We start from the raw sequence: 16,510 nt of genomic DNA, 5'->3' as shown, positions 1-16,510 counted from the left end.
GCCTCGGTACGGGCCGGGCGGGGGCGTATGGGGGCACGACGCCGGTACGGCGCGGGACTGCGCGGTACGGGGCGGGGAGGTCGCGGTACGGAGCGGGTGTGCGCGGTACGGGGCGGGGAGGTCGCGGTACGGAGCGGGTGTGCGCGGTACGGGGGACTACGCGGTGTGGGGCGGGCGGCGCACGGGGTGGAGCAGGCTGGCGACGATCGAGCCGGTCTCCGGGAACGTGGCGGGGTCCTTGACACCGACGATCGCCGGGCGGCGGTCCGGTCGCCAGGTGAAACTGCCGAAGAGGCGGTCCCAGACCGAGAGGTCCACGCCGAAGTGACCGGCCTCGGCCAGGTCGGCGCTGTGGTGCAGCCGGTGTTGCTCGGGGCTGGCCAGGACGTGGTGGAGCGGACCGAGTCGGACGTCCACGTTCGCGTGCACGAAATAGCCTTGGACAAGGGTGAAGAGCGCCACCGCGAAAAGGCAGTCGGCTGAGAATCCGAGAAATCCCAGTGTCAATTGGACCGTGCCCTGTTTGAAGGCGACATCCAGTAGGTGGTTGACGCCGTTATTGGCGACGTTCACTTTTCCCGGGACGTGATGAATTCCGTGTACCTTCCACAGCCATCGATTGGAATGCGCCCAGCGGTGGGCGAGGTAGCCGGTCAGTGAGGAGGCCAGCAGCGCGAGGGGCACCTCGGCCCCGAGCGCGAGCCCCGGTCCCGTGACGGGGGTCGCGGCCAGAACGGCCGCGACGACCGACTGGCCGAGCACAGCGCCGGCCATGGTGAACCCGAAATAGGCTGCGTACCAGCACAGTTCCCGGCCGCTCGGGTGCCAGTCGGTCCGGTGCGGAATCAGCCGCTCCAGCGCCGCGAGATAGACGATGGTGCCGATCAGGAAGAGCTGGACGGCCCGGCCCCGGTCCCAGTCGAAGCGCAGAACCGAGGTGAAGAGCCAGACTGCGGACAGGAGCAGAATCGGGTACGCGGCATAGCGGAGACACTCGCGGGCGGACGCGCCGGTGGTCCACGCATTCGCCGGCAGCGACCCCGTATCGGGTCGATCTTCCATGCGGAGAATCTCCATCACATCCGAATAGGGAGTTCGCAGAGTAGCAGCGGACGTGAGGGGCCGTGAATGAGTGAAGGGCGTTTTTTGGCCAGCGCGGTAAGGGGGGCGCACGAGGGTAATTTATAAGAAGAAGTTCTTTTCATTGTTCGGTGCCCGTGGGGCGGGGTGGAGGGCACGGGGTGCCGGTGACCGGAAGTAACGATTCCGCACTCGCGTGGGCGGCGTCGGCCATGCCGGTCGCCACCCACGTAGAGAGCGCTTACTGCGGGGTCCCGGGCCCGGCGGATATGCCCGAAACCATCGCCCCGTGGGAGCGCGTGTGGGGCCACGGGCGGAACGCGAGCCGTACAACTCGGGCGGCCGGACCGCACAGGAGCCCGCAAGGAGAGAATGTTTGTGGGCAGAGGCCACCGACAGCTCGGGCAAAGCCGCGCCACGGCTTCGCCGAAGGGGACGTCGATCTGGTTCACGGAGGCGGCTGACCGCCGCGTGCGGCACTCGGGGCTTCCGTGGAGCTTGCCCTTGCCTGTCGCCGAGACGTGGCAGGTGATGAGGATGTCCCGGGTCGACCCAAGGGGAACCTCAGGTGTAATGAGGGAACCGAGCATGACTAAGCTCATCGCGAGTCGAGGACATGTCGGCAGGCTATGCGCGGGCGCTGACAGTCCGCCGGTCAATCTGCCCTCTCCACCCTGCAGTGACCAGAGATGCCAGAGCGATCCTCACCGCCAGGACGGTGATCCTGGGGACCAGTTGGGGACCACACGGTACGCGCGGTGGTGCACGATGCATGCTTCCATGCACAACTTGTGCCCGGATTGAGTCTGCTATGTCCAGAAAATGTCCTTGACCCTCACTCCTGGGGGTCAAGGGGTCGCAGGTTCAAATCCTGTCGTCCCGACTGGAGACAGTCGTAGCTCAGGGCCGGTTTCGGAGAGATCCGAAACCGGCCCTTGGCCGTTCTGGGGGGGCAGGATCAAGGCCGTGGAGCGCTCCGCGACGCTGGACGCGTCGGAAAGCCTGGCCTCCGGCCGGGCCGCGCCCGTGTCCGTCAGGCGGGGCTTCCCGCCGGGGCTTGGGCGGTATCCGGGACCGGGACGGTGCCCGTGTCCTCGGCGGCCGCGGCCTTCGCCGATACTCCGATTCCGAGCTTGTCGAGGATCTTCCTCTCGATCTCGTCGGCGCGATCGGGGTTGTCCTTGAGGAATTTGCGGGAGTTCTCCTTGCCCTGGCCGAGCTGGTCGCCCTCGTACGTGTACCAGGCGCCGGCCTTGCGGACGAAGCCGTGTTCCACGCCCATGTCGATCAGACCGCCCTCACGGCTGATCCCCTGGCCGTAGAGGATGTCGAACTCCGCCTGCTTGAACGGCGGCGCCACCTTGTTCTTGACGACCTTGACGCGGGTACGGTTGCCGACCGCGTCGGTCCCGTCCTTCAGCGTCTCGATACGCCGGATGTCCAGACGCACGGAGGCGTAGAACTTCAGCGCCCGGCCACCGGTCGTGGTCTCCGGCGAGCCGAACATCACGCCGATCTTCTCGCGCAGCTGGTTGATGAAGATCGCCGTCGTCCTCGTCTGGCTGAGCGCGCTGGTGATCTTCCGCAGCGCCTGGCTCATCAGGCGGGCCTGCAGACCCATGTGGGAGTCGCCCATCTCGCCCTCGATCTCGGCACGTGGCACCAGGGCCGCGACGGAGTCGATGACGATCAGGTCGATCGCTCCGGAACGGATCAGGATGTCGACGATCTCCAGCGCCTGCTCGCCGTTGTCCGGCTGGGACAGGATGAGGTTGTCGGTGTCGACGCCGAGCTTTTTGGCGTACTCCGGGTCCAGAGCGTGCTCGGCGTCGATGAACGCCACCGCGCCGCCCGCCTTCTGTGCGTTCGCCACGGCGTGCAGTGTCAGCGTCGTCTTGCCGGAGGACTCCGGTCCGTACACCTCCACCACGCGGCCGCGCGGCAGACCGCCCACACCGAGCGCCACGTCCAGCGCGGTCGACCCGGTATGGATCACCTCGATGGGCTCGTTGGGCCGCTCGCCGAGGCGCATGACCGCGCCCTTGCCGAACTTCCGCTCGATCTGTGCGAGCGCGGTGTCCAGCGCCTTTTCGTGATCGGTTCCTGCCATGAGTTTCACCCGGTCCGATTGAGTGGCACGCCACACGTCGGAGAACGTGAGCGTCTACTGCCGACAACGGACGTGTCGGAGATCCCAAAAACGAACATCCGATCGAATTTCGTGTCCAGTGAAAGGTACCAAACCGAGGGAAGCGGGACGGCGTGCGCGCCGGACCGCGGCGTCAGCCGTTGACGCCCGAGTGATCCGTCGAGGCGGTGGGGGCCGGTCCCTGGTCCTCCTTGGACTCGACGTGCCCGTAAGCCTCTGGGCCGGTGGCCAGTGCGTCCCGCGCGCTCCGCCAGGCGTTGTCGTCCCGGTGAAAACAGGTGAGCAGATAGGCCGCGGTGAGTTCGGCGACCGCGGCGACCCGCCCGGGGTTCTCGTCGGTGGTCTCGGAGCCGTCGTAGCCGTGGATTCCGCCGAGGAGGTGCTCGCCGTCGAAGACGGTGAGCAGCGCCTTGGGGCCGGGGGCGAGGTGGTAAGGGTCTGCGTGCCAGTCCGGTCCCATGGTCGTCCAGTGCTGGGAGTCGTCCTTGTCGCCGGCGACGATGAGTGCCGGGGTGGTCATGGTGGACAGGTCGATGGTGCGGAAGACCGGTGCCCTCTCGGCCATGTGTCCGTCGAGGGTGTCGCCGCCCCTCCCGATGGCTGCGAACAGGACGCCCTGCTTGATCCGTGGCTCCAGGTGGTTCACCTCTTCTCCCGTGGCGGGGTCGGTGACTCGGGCGCCGAGGAGGAGCTCCGCGGTGAAGCCGCCGAGGGAGTGGCCGGCCACCGCGATGTCGTCGTGGTTCATGCGCCCGGCGAGCTGCGGCACGGCGTTCTCGATCTCGTCGAGCCGGTCCAGGATGTGGATCATGTCCTCGGCGCGGGAGCGCCAGAAGAGCGGCCCTTCGGGGGTCTCGGGGACCAGGTGGCTGAGGGTCCTGGAGCTGAGGTGGCTCGGCTGGATGACCACGAATCCGCGGGATGCCCAGATGTTGGCGACCGGCGCGTAGCCGTCGAGCGAGGAGAGGTTGTTCGCGTTGCCGTGGCCGTGGGAGAGGAGGACGACCGGCAGGTCGGCTCCGGTGGCGGGTGCGGAGACGCGGATGTGGAGATCTGTCGGGCGTCCTGGCACGGACAGTGCGACGGGGCTGTACGACAGCACGGGGGTTGACAGGCCTGCGGTGCCGGAGATGGAGGTTGATGCCTTCATGACGCGCCTTCCTCGGGGTTTCCCGGGACTCGTTCGCGCTCCCCTGGATCGGCTGTGCTTGGGAGCGCGAGTGGGGCCGCTTCGGACGACACCGAAACGGAACGTTGCTCCATTTACAATACGGAGCGCCGTTCTGCCTGGCAAGCGCAAATGGATCGTTGTTCCGTTTTCGCGGCGGCGCCGTACTGTTCGCGGCCGTGGCGTACGCGTGGAGGACACTGCGGCACGCGACCGGGGGCTGTACCGGAAGTGTCCGGTACAGCCCCCGGTCGCGATCGGATCACTCAGGCGGTCTCGCCCGAGCCGGAGCCCGAACCGGCCCCTTCCGCCTTCTTGATGCCCTTGGTGATGTCGTCCAGGACCGACAGCTTCGGTGCGTCGGTGTTGATGTCGAAGCCCGAACGGACCATCACCAGCATGCTCTTGATGTTGGGTGAGGGGAACGCGAGCGACTCGACGTAACCGTCGTCGCCCTTCTTCGTCACCACCTTCCAGCGAACCAGATAGCCCTTCTGCCCGGCGATCGTGACCTCCTCGGACTTGAGCTCCTCGTGCGAGGTGATGCCGCCGGAGGCCTTCTCGCCGTACGACTCCTCGGCGTTGGCCTTGATGTCGGCCTCCGCCGCGGCCTTCGCCGTGGTCGCCTCGATCTCCAGGGCCTGCGCCGGTGCGGAGGACACCCCGCCGCGCACACACTTCTGGGACTCGTCGCCGGGGCAGGTGTACTCGCCGGTCGTCACTCCGGCGCCGATCGAACCGGACTGGCCGGTCCAGCCGTCGGGCACGGGGATGCTGATGCCGCTGGCCGCGTCGGTGGCGTAACCCTCCTCGGTCTGCGGCATCTGCTGGTCGGGGCTCTGCTGGCCCCCGCCACCGTCCTGCCCGCCGCCGTCGGGGGCACCCGGCAGGCGCGGGCTCCCCGAGGGGGCGGGCGCGGCGGACGAGGTGTCGGCGCTGCCGTCGGGGCTGTCGCCCAGCAGGTACCCGCCGCCGCCGACGGCCGCGAGGACGACGACACCGGCGGCTATGCCCGCGCCTATGCGTATGCGACGGCGCCGGACCGTCGCGGGGGGTATCCGGAGCTGGTCGGTCCAGTGGCTCCCGTCCCACCAGCGTTCCTGAAGGGGGCCGATTCCTGAGTGCCCGGGGTCTGGATGCCAGCCGGGCGGGGTCGTCTGGGTCACGAGAGCACCGTAGGGGCACTGGGTGAGAATCCTATGAAACGCACAGCGTGGCCGTAGTCACGTCCCAGGCCCCTACGGCTCGATCAGCCCGGCCCGGATCGCGTACCGGGTGAGTTCCAGGCGGTCGCGGAGCCCCAGCTTCTGCAGCAGGTTGGCCCGGTGCCGCTCGACGGTCTTGATGCTGATCACGAGCATGCCCGCGATCTCCTTCGAGGAGTGGCCCTCGGCGACCAGCTTGAGGATCTCCTCCTCCCGCTCGGTGATCGCCCGGTCCGGGATGTCGCCGCCGTCCTTGACCCGGTCCAGGTAGTTCCGGATGAGAGCGGTGACCGCGCCCGGATAGAGGAACGGCTCGTCGCGCATGGCCGCACGGCACGCCTCGACGAGATCCCGGTCGGCGACGGACTTCAGCACGAATCCCGAGGCGCCGGCCTTCAACGCCTCGAAGAAGTACTGCTCGTTGTCGTACATGGTGAGCATCAGGATGCGCAGCTCCGGCATGGCCCGGGACAGCTCACGGGCCGCCTGAAGGCCCGTCAGGCGTGGCATCGCGATATCGAGGACGGCCAGGTCGGGCCGCTCCGCGCGCGCCATCTCGATGGCCTCGGCGCCGTCACCCGCCTCGGCGACGACCTGCAGGTCCGGTTCGCCGTCGAGGATCAGCCGCACGCCGCGGCGGACCAGGGCGTGGTCGTCGGCGAGGAGGATGCGGGTCTTCCCGGATCCGGCGGGGGAGTGGGGCATGGTCAGGCACTTCCGTTCCGTACGGGCACGTCGAGGCGTACGTCCGTGCCACCCGCCGCACCGGTGCCGAGAGTGAGTGTGGCGCCGATGAGCAGGGCGCGTTCGCGCATGCCACGCAGGCCCGCGCCCTCCGGGGCGCCCCCGAGGCCGCGGCCGTCGTCACGGATACGCAGCTCCACCCCGTCGGGGCTGCGGCGCAGAGAGAGTTCGAGCAGGGTGGCCCGCGCGTGCCGGACGGTGTTCGTGACCGCCTCCTGGGCGATGCGGTAGACCACGAGCTCCGCCTCCTCGCCGAGCGGCGGCAGGTTCTTCTCCATCCGCCGTCGGATCGTCATGCCTCCTGGTGTGGGCGTCTCGGTGGTCAGTGCCGTCAGGGCGCTGACCAGCCCCAGCTCCTCCAGGACCCCGGGACGCAGCCGTCGCGCGATCCGTCGGATCTCGTCGAGGCTGCCCCGGGTGATCTCCTGGACGTGGGCCAGCTCCTCGCGCAGGGGATCCGGCGCGTGACCGGTGACCCGCTTCAGCTCCAGCAGGACCGCGGTCAGCGTCTGGCCCACCTCGTCGTGCAACTCCTGCGCGACACGGCGGCGTTCGGCCTCCTGGGCCCAGAGGGCCCGGGCGCTGCTCGTCGCGCGCTCCGCCTCCAGCCGGTCGAGCATGCTGTTGAAGGTCTCGATCAGGGCCGCGACCTCCCCCTCGCCGGCGACCTCGGGGCGCGGCCGCGGGCTCAGCAGGTCGATGGTCGTCATGGCCCTGGTGACCCGTTGCAGCGGAGCGAGCCCCAGGCGCAGGAGCAGCGCGTTCGCGCCGAGCATCAGGGCCATTCCGCCGGCCAGAATGAGGGCCTCGGTCAGTACCACCGGGGCGGACACGGTGATCGGGCCGAGCAGCAGCAGGGCCCCGGCGGCGACCAGCACCGCGGCGTTGAGCAGGAAGATGCGCCAGAACAGGGACAAGACCGCACGGCCTCCTTCGGACGGGTACACGGGCGGGTGACTGTCTCCACTATCGCCGGTCGGTGGTGTTGCGCGTCGGCGTCCCCGCTCCGTGGCCGCGTCTGCATGGTGAGCCCCCTCGAAGATGGGTGTCAGCCCCTATGTCCCGAGGCGTCCGCCGGCACCGACGATGGAGTCGGACCCGACGGGTCCGATCCGGGAGGGAGTCACCATGACCCATCACGACGAGCGGCTGCGCGGCATCGAGGACCGGCTCCGCAGTGACGACCCCGAACACGCCGGCACCCCGGTACGGGACGCCCGGCGCGAGGTCCGCCCCGGCCGGACATGGCTGTGGCTCACCGTGGGCGTCGTCGGCCTGGTCGCCGGCATCGTCATCGGTCACGGTCTGCTCATCGCCGCCGGCCTGGTGGTGGCCGGGATGGCCGGACAGCTCCTCGACCCCCAGCGCAGGGGGCCACGGGGCGGCGTACCGCGTCCCCGCTGAGCCGTCTCCGGGCTTTGGTCCGACCACACGTGCTGTGTGACATAGTCGGGTCATGTGTATCGCCCGGAACAGGGAGTAGCGGATGCCCGTCGAGTGGCAGCCCGTACGACAGTCCCGCACCCATGAGCTGGTGCTCCAGAGCATCGAGCAGCGGGTCTTCGCGGGAGAGCTCAAGGCGGGCGACCGCCTGCCGCCCGAGCGGGAGCTCGCACCCGTGCTCGGCGTCAGCCGGTCCGCGCTGCGTGAGGCGCTCAGGGTGCTGGAGACCATCGGCGTCCTGGTCGCCCAGCCCGGCCGGGGCCCGGACTCCGGGGCGCGCATCGTGCGCAACCCGGACGACGCGCTCGGCCGGCTTCTGCGGCTGCACTTCGCACTCGGCAGTTACAGCCTGCACGATGTGCTGGAGGCGCGCGTCGTGCTCGAGCGGTCGAGCTGGGAGGCCGCCTCCCGGCATGCCCGGGCCGAGGATCTGGACGAGGCCGGGGAGCTCGTCCGGAGGATGGGGGAGCCGGATGTCGGCGTGGCCGATTTCAACGACCTCGACACCCGTTTCCATGTGCTGATCGCCGGAAGTTCGGGCAACGCGCTCACCTCCACGCTCACTTCGGCGGTGCGCGAATCCGTCCGCCCCCTGATCCTCCGGGCGCTGGAGGAGACCGCCGACTGGCCGGCGGCGGCGGGGGCCCTCAACGCACAGCACACGCAGCTGCTGCGGCTCGTGCGTGAGGGCAGGGGCGGCGAGGCGGCCGATCTGGTCGAGGAACACATCCGGGACCTCCACGGAACGCTGGTCGACGAGAACGGCACTCCGTAGGGCCGGGGCGACGGCTGCGGAACGGGAGCGGGGACGGTGCGCACGCACCGTCCCCGCTCCCGTTCCGTCGTTCTCCGGTGCAGCGCGCCCACAGGGTTCCCTGCTAGGACCGAGGGTAGTATGGTCGGACCATAAATCCCCGAGGAGGCCCCATGCGTATCGGACTCTTCGCCACCTGTCTGGGAGACACGCTCTTCCCGGAGGCGGTGAAATCCACCGCGGTGCTGCTCGCCCGCCTTGGCCACGAGGTGGTCTTTCCGCCGGACCAGACCTGCTGCGGCCAGATGCACGTCAACACCGGCTACCAGCGTGAACCCGTCCCGCTGGTGCGGAACTTCGCCGAGCAGTTCGGGGACGCCTCGATCGACGCCGTCGTCATGCCGTCCGGCTCGTGCGCCGGCTCGGTCCGCCACCAGCACGAGATCGTCGCCGAGCGGTACGGCGACGCCGCGCTGCGTGCCGGGGTCGCCACGGTCAAGGCCAAGACGTACGAGCTCTCCGAGCTCCTCGTCGACGTCCTCGGCGTCACCCAGGTCGGTGCCTACTTCCCGCACCGTGTCACCTACCACCCCACCTGCCACTCCCTGCGGATGCTGCGCGTCGGTGACAAGCCGCTGCGGCTGCTGCGCGCCGTCGAGGAGATCGACCTCGTCGAGCTGCCCGAGGCGGACTCCTGCTGCGGCTTCGGCGGCACCTTCGCCGTGAAGAACGCCGAGACCTCCACCGCGATGCTCCAGGACAAGATGCGCAACATCTCGGACACCAAGGCCGATGTGTGCTCCGCCGGGGACTCCTCCTGCCTGATGCACATCGGCGGTGGGCTCTCGCGTATCAAGTCCGGTACGCGCACCCTGCATCTGGCCCAGATCCTCGGATCCACCCGCACAGCGCCGTACGCCCTGATGGAGGCCGCCCGATGAGCACGTTCCTCGGCATGCCCGCCGCCCCGCCCCGCTCCCCGTACGGAACCGGAAACCTGCGAGGGGAGCGCAAGTTCCCCGAGGCCGCCCACGACGAGCTGCGCAACGAGCAGCTGCGCCGCAACCTCGGACGGGCCACCCGCACCATCCGTGCCAAGCGCATCAACGTCACCGGTGAACTCCCGGACTGGGAGCAGCTGCGGGACGCCGGATCGGCCATCAAGACCGACACCATGAACCGCCTGCCCGAGCTGCTGGAACAACTGGAGGAGAAGGTCACCGACCGCGGCGGCACCGTCCACTGGGCGCGCGACGGTGTCGAGGCCAACGAGATCGTCACCCGGCTGATCAAGGCCACCGGTAGCAGCGACGTCATCAAGGTCAAGTCGATGGCCACGCAGGAGATCGGCCTCAACGAGCATCTCGAAGAAGAGGGCATCACGCCCTACGAGACCGACCTGGCCGAGCTCATCGTGCAGCTCGCCGACGACAAGCCCTCGCACATCCTGGTGCCCGCGATCCACCGCAACCGCGACGAGATCCGGCAGATCTTCCTCGACGAGATTCCCGGCGTCGACCCGGATCTCGACAACGTGCCCGCGCACCTCGCCGCCGCGGCCCGCGCCTATCTGCGCGAGAAGTTCATGACGACCAAGGTTGCCGTCTCCGGTGCCAACTTCGGTATCGCGGAGACCGGCACCCTCACCGTGGTCGAGTCGGAGGGCAACGGCAGGATGTGCCTGACCCTGCCCGACACCCTCATCACCGTGATGGGGATCGAGAAGGTCCTGCCGCGCTACCAGGACCTGGAGGTCTTCCTCCAGCTGCTGCCCCGCTCCTCGACCGGCGAGCGGATGAACCCGTACACCTCGATGTGGACCGGCGTGACTCCGGGCGACGGACCGCAGGACTTCCACCTGGTCCTCCTCGACAACGGCCGCACCGCCGCTCTCGCCGACACGATCGGCCGCGAGGCGCTCAACTGCATCCGCTGCTCGGCCTGTCTCAACGTCTGCCCCGTGTACGAGCGGGCCGGCGGTCATGCGTACGGATCGACGTACCCCGGCCCGATCGGGGCGGTGCTCACCCCGCAGCTCGCCGGGATGGACGCGGCCAAGAACGACCCCAACAGTTCGCTGCCGTACGCCTCCAGCCTCTGCGGCGCGTGTTTCGACGCCTGCCCCGTGAAGATCGACATCCCCTCCATGCTCGTCGAACTGCGCCACCAGCACACCGAACAGTCCGGAACCACGGCGGAGAAGCTCGCCATGAAGGCCGCGGCCACGGTGATGAAGTCTCCCAGGATCTACACGGCCGCGCAGAAGGCCGCCTCCCTGAGCCGCTCCGTCGGCGTCGGTGGACGCGACCGCACCATCTCGCACCTGCCCGCCCCGCTCCACGGCTGGAGCGACAGCCGCGACACCGCGGCCCCGCCCAAACAGTCCTTCCGCTCCTGGCTGGCCTCCGCCGAGGGCAGGTCCACCATGCGCGAAGCCTCCGAGGAGGGCGCCGCCCGGCGCTCCGACGACCAGCAGGAGGAGCAGTGACGACCACCGCACGCGACACGGTGCTGGGCAGGATCCGGGACGCCCTGGCCCTCGCGCCCACCCCAGGCGGCGAGATCCCCCGCGACTACCGCACGGGCCGCACCCTTCCGGACGACGAACGCCTCACGCTCCTGACCGACCGGCTCGTCGACTACAAGGCGCAGGTCCATCCCTGCACCGGTGACCGCACGGCCGAAGTGGTCGCCAGGATCCTGCGCGAGTGCGGAGCCCGGCGGATCGGAGTTCCGGACGGCCTGGACGAGCAGTGGCTCACCGCCTACGACGGCGAGGTCCAGCGGGACTCCGCGGACATCCCCGCACCCAGCCTCGACGCGCTGGACGGTGTGGTGACGGCCTCCGCCGTCAGCTGCGCGGAGACCGGCACGATCTTCCTCGACGGATCGCCGGACCAGGGCCGGCGCGCCCTGTCCCTCGTCCCCGACCTCCATGTCTGCGTGGTCGACCTGTCCTCCGTCGTGGCAGGCGTCCCGGAGGCGGTGGCCCGGCTGGTGCCGGACAGGCCGACGACCCTGATCAGCGGTCCTTCGGCCACGTCCGACATCGAACTGGAGCGGGTGGAGGGCGTCCACGGCCCCCGCACCCTCGCCGTGGTGATCCGTACCGACGCCTGAGGAGCCTGGGCGGAGGTCAGGGGGAGTGGGTGACCTCCAGCGGCGCGAAGCCGATACGGGTCGTCGTCCCGTCGTCGGCCCAGCGCACCGCGACCGTCTCCCCGTTGACGTCCACGCCGCTCACCGCCGTGGCGAGAGGGGAGGCGTCCGGCTCGGCGGAGAGGGAGGCCAGCGCGACCAGCACCTCGGTTCCCTCCACATCGGCACCCAGCCGGGGCAGCACCGCCCACCGGGTGAACGCCGTGCCCTGCGGAGCCCGTACGACCTCCTGGTCGGGCCAGCCGTGCAGCCCGTGCAGCGCGGAACGCACCGGGCCCTGAGGGTCCGTCGCCCAGCCCGTCAGCTCGGCGCGTGTCCCGGCGGGCGCGCCCAGGACCCGGTGCACCCGTAGTTCGTACCGGCCCCGGACGACCGTGACGCTCTCCACACGCAGCCCCGGCACCGTCGGCGCGCCCCGGTCGAAGACCGGCGTGTGCCAGGACGCGGCCCATCCCCAGCCGTCCCCGTGTCCGGCGCCCAGCGGGTGGATCCGGACCCGGCTGCTGCGGGAGCCCGCGACCCGTACCGACAGATGGTTGTCCGCGGTGTTCGCGGCCGCCGTCGGGCCGGTGGCCGTCGAGTACGCGTGGCGCGCGTAGAGCGGGTCCGACAGGCCCGCGGTCTCACCCTCGTGCGGCCTGATGTGGTCGCTGCCGTGGTTGTGCAGCCGCACGATGCCGTCCGCCCGGGTCGACTGCACCAGCAGTCCGGGCGACGGCAGCGACAGCACCCGGTCGGGGCCCTCGCTCGGGGCGGGCTCCTCCTCCGCCGTCCACAGCGGGTGCTCCGCCGGGGCGAGGAGCGCGACGAAGGCCTTCGAGGCCCAGTACGGCGACGAAGGACCGGAGTACACCTGGAGTGACGCGTCGTGCGGACCGTGCCAGCCCAGGCTCAGCAGACCGTCGTCCCCCACCGAACCGCGCTCCAGGAAGTACCGCAGGGAGCCGCTGATCAGCCGGCGTGAGACACCCGGCGCCAGCGGGGTGTGCCCGGACACCGCGCCCATCCCGACAGCGGCGCCCGCCGCGAACCGGTAGGTGACGGAGCGCCCGAAGTGCAGCGGCGCGCCGTCCGCGCCGAACATCAGCGAGAAGCCGTCCAGATGTTCGCTCAGACGTGCGCCGTAGTGCGCGGACAGCTCCGCGTCGCCCGACAGATACGCGTCCAGCACGGGATACAGGTGCAGCGCCCAGCCGTTGTAGTGGTCGAAGGCGCGCCCGTCCCCGTCGGCGTACCAGCCCTCGCCGCGGTACCACCCCTCCAGCAGGTCGAGTGCCCGCTGCCGGACCCGTGCCGTCTCCGCGTCGCCCCGGCCGACCGACTCCAGGAATCCGGCCACGGAGAAGGGGAAGAGATACCAGTTGTTGGGTGCCGGCGTGTGCCGCAGGGCGCCGCGCAGCCACTCCTCCGCCCGGTCCTGGGTGGCGGCGTCCAGCCGGTCCCAGAGCCAGGGGCGGGTCAGCCGCAGTCCGATCGCCACCGAGGCCGACTCCACCATCGGCTGGCCGAAGACGGTGTGGTCCAGGATCAGCGGCCAGGACTCGGCGTCGTCCCGCCCGGCCGAGCGGGTACCGGCGGTGAGCCCGTCGGCGTACCGCTCCAGCCAGTTGTGCGGGTCCTTGCCCTCCGCGCCCGCGACCCGGAACGCGGCGGTGAGGAACGTACGGGCATAGCCCTCCAGGCCGTCGGACCTGACCCCGGAGCCGGAGGGGCGCCCCGGCAGGTCGAGCAGGGCGCGGCCGGGGGTGGCCCACTTCCAGGCGGCGTCCAGCAGTCCGTCCGCCGTCGCTTCCCAGTGGGCCCGGGTGTAGCCGGTGTACGGGCTCGACACGCGGTCGTCGGAGGGGAGTTCGAAGGGAGTGGATGTCATGCGAGGAACGCCAGCCTTTCGCGTCGTACGGGATGGGTGAAGCCGTCGCCCGCGGCCCAGCGGGCGACCTCGCCGACGGCCAGATCGGCCAGCCGCCGCAGTTCGTTGCCCTGGGATCCCGCGAGATGGGGGGTGATGACCGCGTTCTCGCAGTCCCACAGCGGATGGCCGGCCGGAAGCGGGTCGGGGTCGGTGACGTCGAGCACCGCCCGGATCCGCTCCGTCCGCAGTACGTCCGTGAGGGCGTCCTGGTCGACGACCGCACCCCGGGAGGTGTTGATCAGGACGGCGTCCGGCCGCATCGAGGTGAGGAGTCCGCGGCTGACCAGCCCCGTGGTCCCGGGCAGAAGCGGTGTGTGGACGCTGACCACGTCGCTCTCCGCGAAGAGCCCGTCCAGGGTGACGGGGCGGACGCCGAGCCCGGCGGCCTCCTCGTCCGTGACGTACGGGTCGTGGAGCAGCACCCGCAGGTCGTAGGGGCGCAGCAGCTCGATCACCCGTCGGCCGATCAGGGATGCGGACAGAATGCCCACCGTGCGGCGGTAGTTGCCGACACCCGGCGGCATCGCGAGCCAGTTGTCGCGAATGCGGGTGGCCCGGTATTCCCCCGCCCGCTCCAGGACCCGTTTGCCGGACAGCAGGATCATCGCGACGGTGTACTCGGCGACCGGCAGCGCGTTGGCGGCGGCGGCCGACGACACCTCGATGCCCCTGTCCCAGCAGGCGTCGGTGACATGGCCGCGTACCGAGCCCGCCGTGTGCACGACCGCCCGCAGGGCGGGCGCGGCCTCCAGGACACCCGCGTGGATCGGCGGGCAGCCCCAGCCGGTGATCAGGACCTCCGTGTCCGCGAGTACGGCCCGGGCCTCCTCGGTCGTGAAGTCGTCGATCGCGGGGAGGGGGGCGAGAGCGCACACCTCGGCCAGTGCTGCCAGGGAGTCGGGGGAGAGCACCGCGGCTGCGGCCTCGGCCCCCATGGCGAGCGCGGCTCGCGGACGGCGGGATGCGGGGGGAGTGCTGGGCATGGTTCTCCTGAGCGGTGGTCCGGGCGGGGCGGCACGGCTACTTGACGGCACCCGCCGTCAGTCCGGACCGCCAGAATCGCTGGAGCAGGGCGAAGGCGAGGATCAGGGGCAGCACCGCGAGCAGCGAGCCCATGACGACGACGGGGTAGTACTCGGGTGATACGGACGCGGAGCTGTTCCAGGAGTACAGGCCGAGGCTGACGGGGTACAGGTCCTGGTCGGAGAGCATCACCATGGGCAGGAAGAAGTTGTTCCAGATGGCCGTGAGCTGGAAGAGGAAGACGGTGATCAGTCCCGGCCCCAGCATGCGGAGCGCCACCCGGAAGTAGGCGGCCAGTTCGCCCGCTCCGTCCATCCGCGCGGCCTCCAGCACCTCGTCGGGCACGTACCCCTGGCTGAAGATCCGGCCGAGGTAGACCCCGAACGGATTGAACAGGACGGGGATGAAGACCGCCCAGAAGGTGTTCACGAGACCGGTGCCGGAGGCCATCAGATAGAGCGGCAGGGCGAGCACCGTCTGCGGCACCATGACGGCGGCGAGCACCAGGCCGAACAGCTTCTCCTTGTGGGCGAAACGGTACTTGTCGAAGGCGTAGCCGCACGCGACGCTGATCAGCGCGCCCAGGGCCGCGCCGAGCACCGCGTACAGGAGGCTGTTGCCGTACCAACGGCCGTACAGCCCGCCGTCGATGGTGAAGAGGTCCTTCATGTTCTGGACGAAGGAGAAGCCGCTCAACGACAGGATGTCGCTGCTGAACAGGGTGTCCCTGTCCTTGGTGGAGGCGAGAACCAGCCACAGCACCGGCAGCAGGGTGTAGAGCACCGAGACGAAGACCACCAGGTTGACCACGGAGCGCCCGAGAAGCCGGGGCCGCAGGGCAGAGGCGGTGCGAGAGACGGTCGACGCACTCATCGGGTGGCCTCCTCGGCGGCGTTGGCGCGGTTGGTCCAGCGGGTGACGCCGTAGGAGAGGGCGATCGTGCACAGGAGCAGGATGACCGAGGCAGCCGCCGAGAGACCGTAGTTGTTCCGGGTGAACGCCGCGTCGTAGATGTACATGCTGGGCGAGAAGCGCGAGTTGATCATCGGGGTCGACTGGCTGAGCAGCATCGGCTCGGTGAAGAGCTGGAGCGCGAAGATGAGCGTGAACATCGCCACCATGACGATCGACGAACGCACCAGCGGGGCCTTGACCTGGAGGGCGGTGCGGACGGGGCCCGCGCCGTCGACGACCGACGCCTCGATGACCTCGCGGGGGACCGCCTGCAGGGCGGCGTAGAACACGACCATGTTGTAGCCGAGGTTGCTCCACAGTGCGATGTTCACGATGGACGGGAGCACCATGTGCACCCCGAGGAAGTCGACGGTGATGTCGGCGCTGCCGAGCAGGTCGATGACCGGACTGATGCCGGGGGTGTACAGGTACAGCCAGATCAGGGCCGCGATGATGCCCGGCACGGCGTGCGGCAGGAACAGGGCGAGCTGCACCGTGGCCCGGAGGCGGACCACGCCGGAGTCCAGCAGCAGTGCCAGCACGAGGGCGCCGATCACCATCAGCGGGATGTAGACCACGCAGTACAGGGCGACGACACCGAGACCGCTGAGGAACGTCGGGTCCGCCAGGACGGCGGTGTAGTTACGGAGCCCGGCGAAGACCGTCCGCTCGGGGCCGAAGCCGAGCCCGGGCTGATCGTCGCTGAAGAAGCTCAGATAGGCGGCGGTGGCGACCGGGATCAGGAAGACGGTCACCAGAAGGACGAAGAACGGTGTCATCAGGACGCCGCAGGCGCCGAGTTCACGCCGGCGGGCGGACCTGCGGCCCACGGGTGCCGGTGCGGCGGCGGCCGGACTCTTCGGTGACGGCCGGGCGGAGGCGTCCGCCGGTACGGACACGGGGGTGGTGCTGGTCATGG

15 protein-coding genes are annotated in these 16,510 nt (G+C 69.9%); 5 read left to right on the top strand and 10 right to left on the bottom strand.

Going from position 1 to position 16,510, the window contains the following annotated elements; translation table 11 throughout:
- Window positions 1–156: 156 nt before the first annotated feature.
- The 6 genes from ACIREO_RS08135 to ACIREO_RS08110 form a co-directional block, all read right to left on the bottom strand.
- Window positions 157–1,062 (bottom strand): sterol desaturase family protein, encoded by a 906-nt coding sequence (locus ACIREO_RS08135; RefSeq protein WP_404106530.1) that lies wholly within the window; start codon window positions 1,060–1,062, stop codon window positions 157–159.
- Between the two features lie 1,051 nt (window positions 1,063–2,113).
- Window positions 2,114–3,190, bottom strand: a complete 1,077-nt coding sequence (recA, locus tag ACIREO_RS08130; RefSeq protein WP_404106528.1) for a recombinase RecA — start codon at window positions 3,188–3,190, stop codon at window positions 2,114–2,116.
- A gap of 172 nt (window positions 3,191–3,362) precedes the next feature.
- Window positions 3,363–4,379, bottom strand: coding sequence for an alpha/beta hydrolase family protein (locus tag ACIREO_RS08125; RefSeq protein ID WP_404106527.1), 1,017 nt, complete (start codon window positions 4,377–4,379; stop codon window positions 3,363–3,365).
- Window positions 4,380–4,663: 284 nt separating this feature from the next.
- Window positions 4,664–5,563: a DUF2510 domain-containing protein gene (locus tag ACIREO_RS08120; RefSeq protein WP_404106525.1), complete on the bottom strand. Its 900-nt coding sequence runs from the start codon at window positions 5,561–5,563 to the stop codon at window positions 4,664–4,666.
- Between the two features lie 72 nt (window positions 5,564–5,635).
- A complete protein-coding gene (locus tag ACIREO_RS08115; RefSeq protein WP_404106524.1) occupies window positions 5,636–6,307 on the bottom strand; it encodes a response regulator in 672 nt (223 codons plus the stop codon).
- A 2-nt stretch (window positions 6,308–6,309) separates the two neighbouring features.
- Window positions 6,310–7,263, bottom strand: coding sequence for a HAMP domain-containing sensor histidine kinase (locus ACIREO_RS08110; protein WP_404106522.1), 954 nt, complete (start codon window positions 7,261–7,263; stop codon window positions 6,310–6,312).
- Between the two features lie 211 nt (window positions 7,264–7,474).
- Between ACIREO_RS08110 and ACIREO_RS08105 the strand changes: the two genes are divergently transcribed.
- From ACIREO_RS08105 to ACIREO_RS08085, 5 genes are all read left to right on the top strand, one after another.
- A complete protein-coding gene (locus ACIREO_RS08105) occupies window positions 7,475–7,750 on the top strand; it encodes a DUF3040 domain-containing protein (protein WP_404106520.1) in 276 nt (91 codons plus the stop codon).
- Window positions 7,751–7,832: 82 nt separating this feature from the next.
- A complete protein-coding gene (locus ACIREO_RS08100; protein WP_404106518.1) occupies window positions 7,833–8,564 on the top strand; it encodes a FadR/GntR family transcriptional regulator in 732 nt (243 codons plus the stop codon).
- Between the two features lie 152 nt (window positions 8,565–8,716).
- Window positions 8,717–9,484, top strand: a complete 768-nt coding sequence (locus ACIREO_RS08095; RefSeq protein WP_404106516.1) for a (Fe-S)-binding protein — start codon at window positions 8,717–8,719, stop codon at window positions 9,482–9,484.
- Window positions 9,481–11,031: a lactate utilization protein B gene (locus ACIREO_RS08090; RefSeq protein WP_404106514.1), complete on the top strand. Its 1,551-nt coding sequence runs from the start codon at window positions 9,481–9,483 to the stop codon at window positions 11,029–11,031. Before ACIREO_RS08095 ends, ACIREO_RS08090 begins: the two co-directional genes overlap by 4 nt.
- The gene (locus tag ACIREO_RS08085) at window positions 11,028–11,663 is read left to right on the top strand and encodes a lactate utilization protein C (RefSeq protein WP_404106512.1); all 636 of its coding nucleotides are present in this window, start codon (window positions 11,028–11,030) and stop codon (window positions 11,661–11,663) included. The genes ACIREO_RS08090 and ACIREO_RS08085 overlap by 4 nt, the downstream gene beginning before the upstream one ends.
- A gap of 16 nt (window positions 11,664–11,679) precedes the next feature.
- Here ACIREO_RS08085 and ACIREO_RS08080 read toward each other — a convergent pair whose 3' ends face one another.
- From ACIREO_RS08080 to ACIREO_RS08065, 4 genes are read right to left on the bottom strand one after another with little or no spacing between them, the layout of a single operon-like run.
- The gene (locus ACIREO_RS08080; RefSeq protein ID WP_404106511.1) at window positions 11,680–13,572 is read right to left on the bottom strand and encodes a DUF2264 domain-containing protein; all 1,893 of its coding nucleotides are present in this window, start codon (window positions 13,570–13,572) and stop codon (window positions 11,680–11,682) included.
- A complete protein-coding gene (locus ACIREO_RS08075; protein ID WP_404106510.1) occupies window positions 13,569–14,597 on the bottom strand; it encodes a hydroxyacid dehydrogenase in 1,029 nt (342 codons plus the stop codon). The genes ACIREO_RS08080 and ACIREO_RS08075 overlap by 4 nt, the downstream gene beginning before the upstream one ends.
- 37 nt (window positions 14,598–14,634) lie before the next feature.
- Window positions 14,635–15,510, bottom strand: a complete 876-nt coding sequence (locus ACIREO_RS08070) for a carbohydrate ABC transporter permease (protein ID WP_404106508.1) — start codon at window positions 15,508–15,510, stop codon at window positions 14,635–14,637.
- Window positions 15,507–16,508, bottom strand: a complete 1,002-nt coding sequence (locus tag ACIREO_RS08065) for a carbohydrate ABC transporter permease (protein WP_404106506.1) — start codon at window positions 16,506–16,508, stop codon at window positions 15,507–15,509. Before ACIREO_RS08065 ends, ACIREO_RS08070 begins: the two co-directional genes overlap by 4 nt.
- Between the last annotated feature and the right edge of the window lie 2 nt (window positions 16,509–16,510).

Origin of the sequence: Streptomyces sp. NPDC102441 (assembly GCF_044765585.1) — a bacterium.
GTDB lineage: Bacteria > Actinomycetota > Actinomycetes > Streptomycetales > Streptomycetaceae > Streptomyces.
The sequence above is the reverse complement of the archived record's forward strand: the minus strand, read 5'-3'. Positions and strand labels throughout refer to the sequence as shown.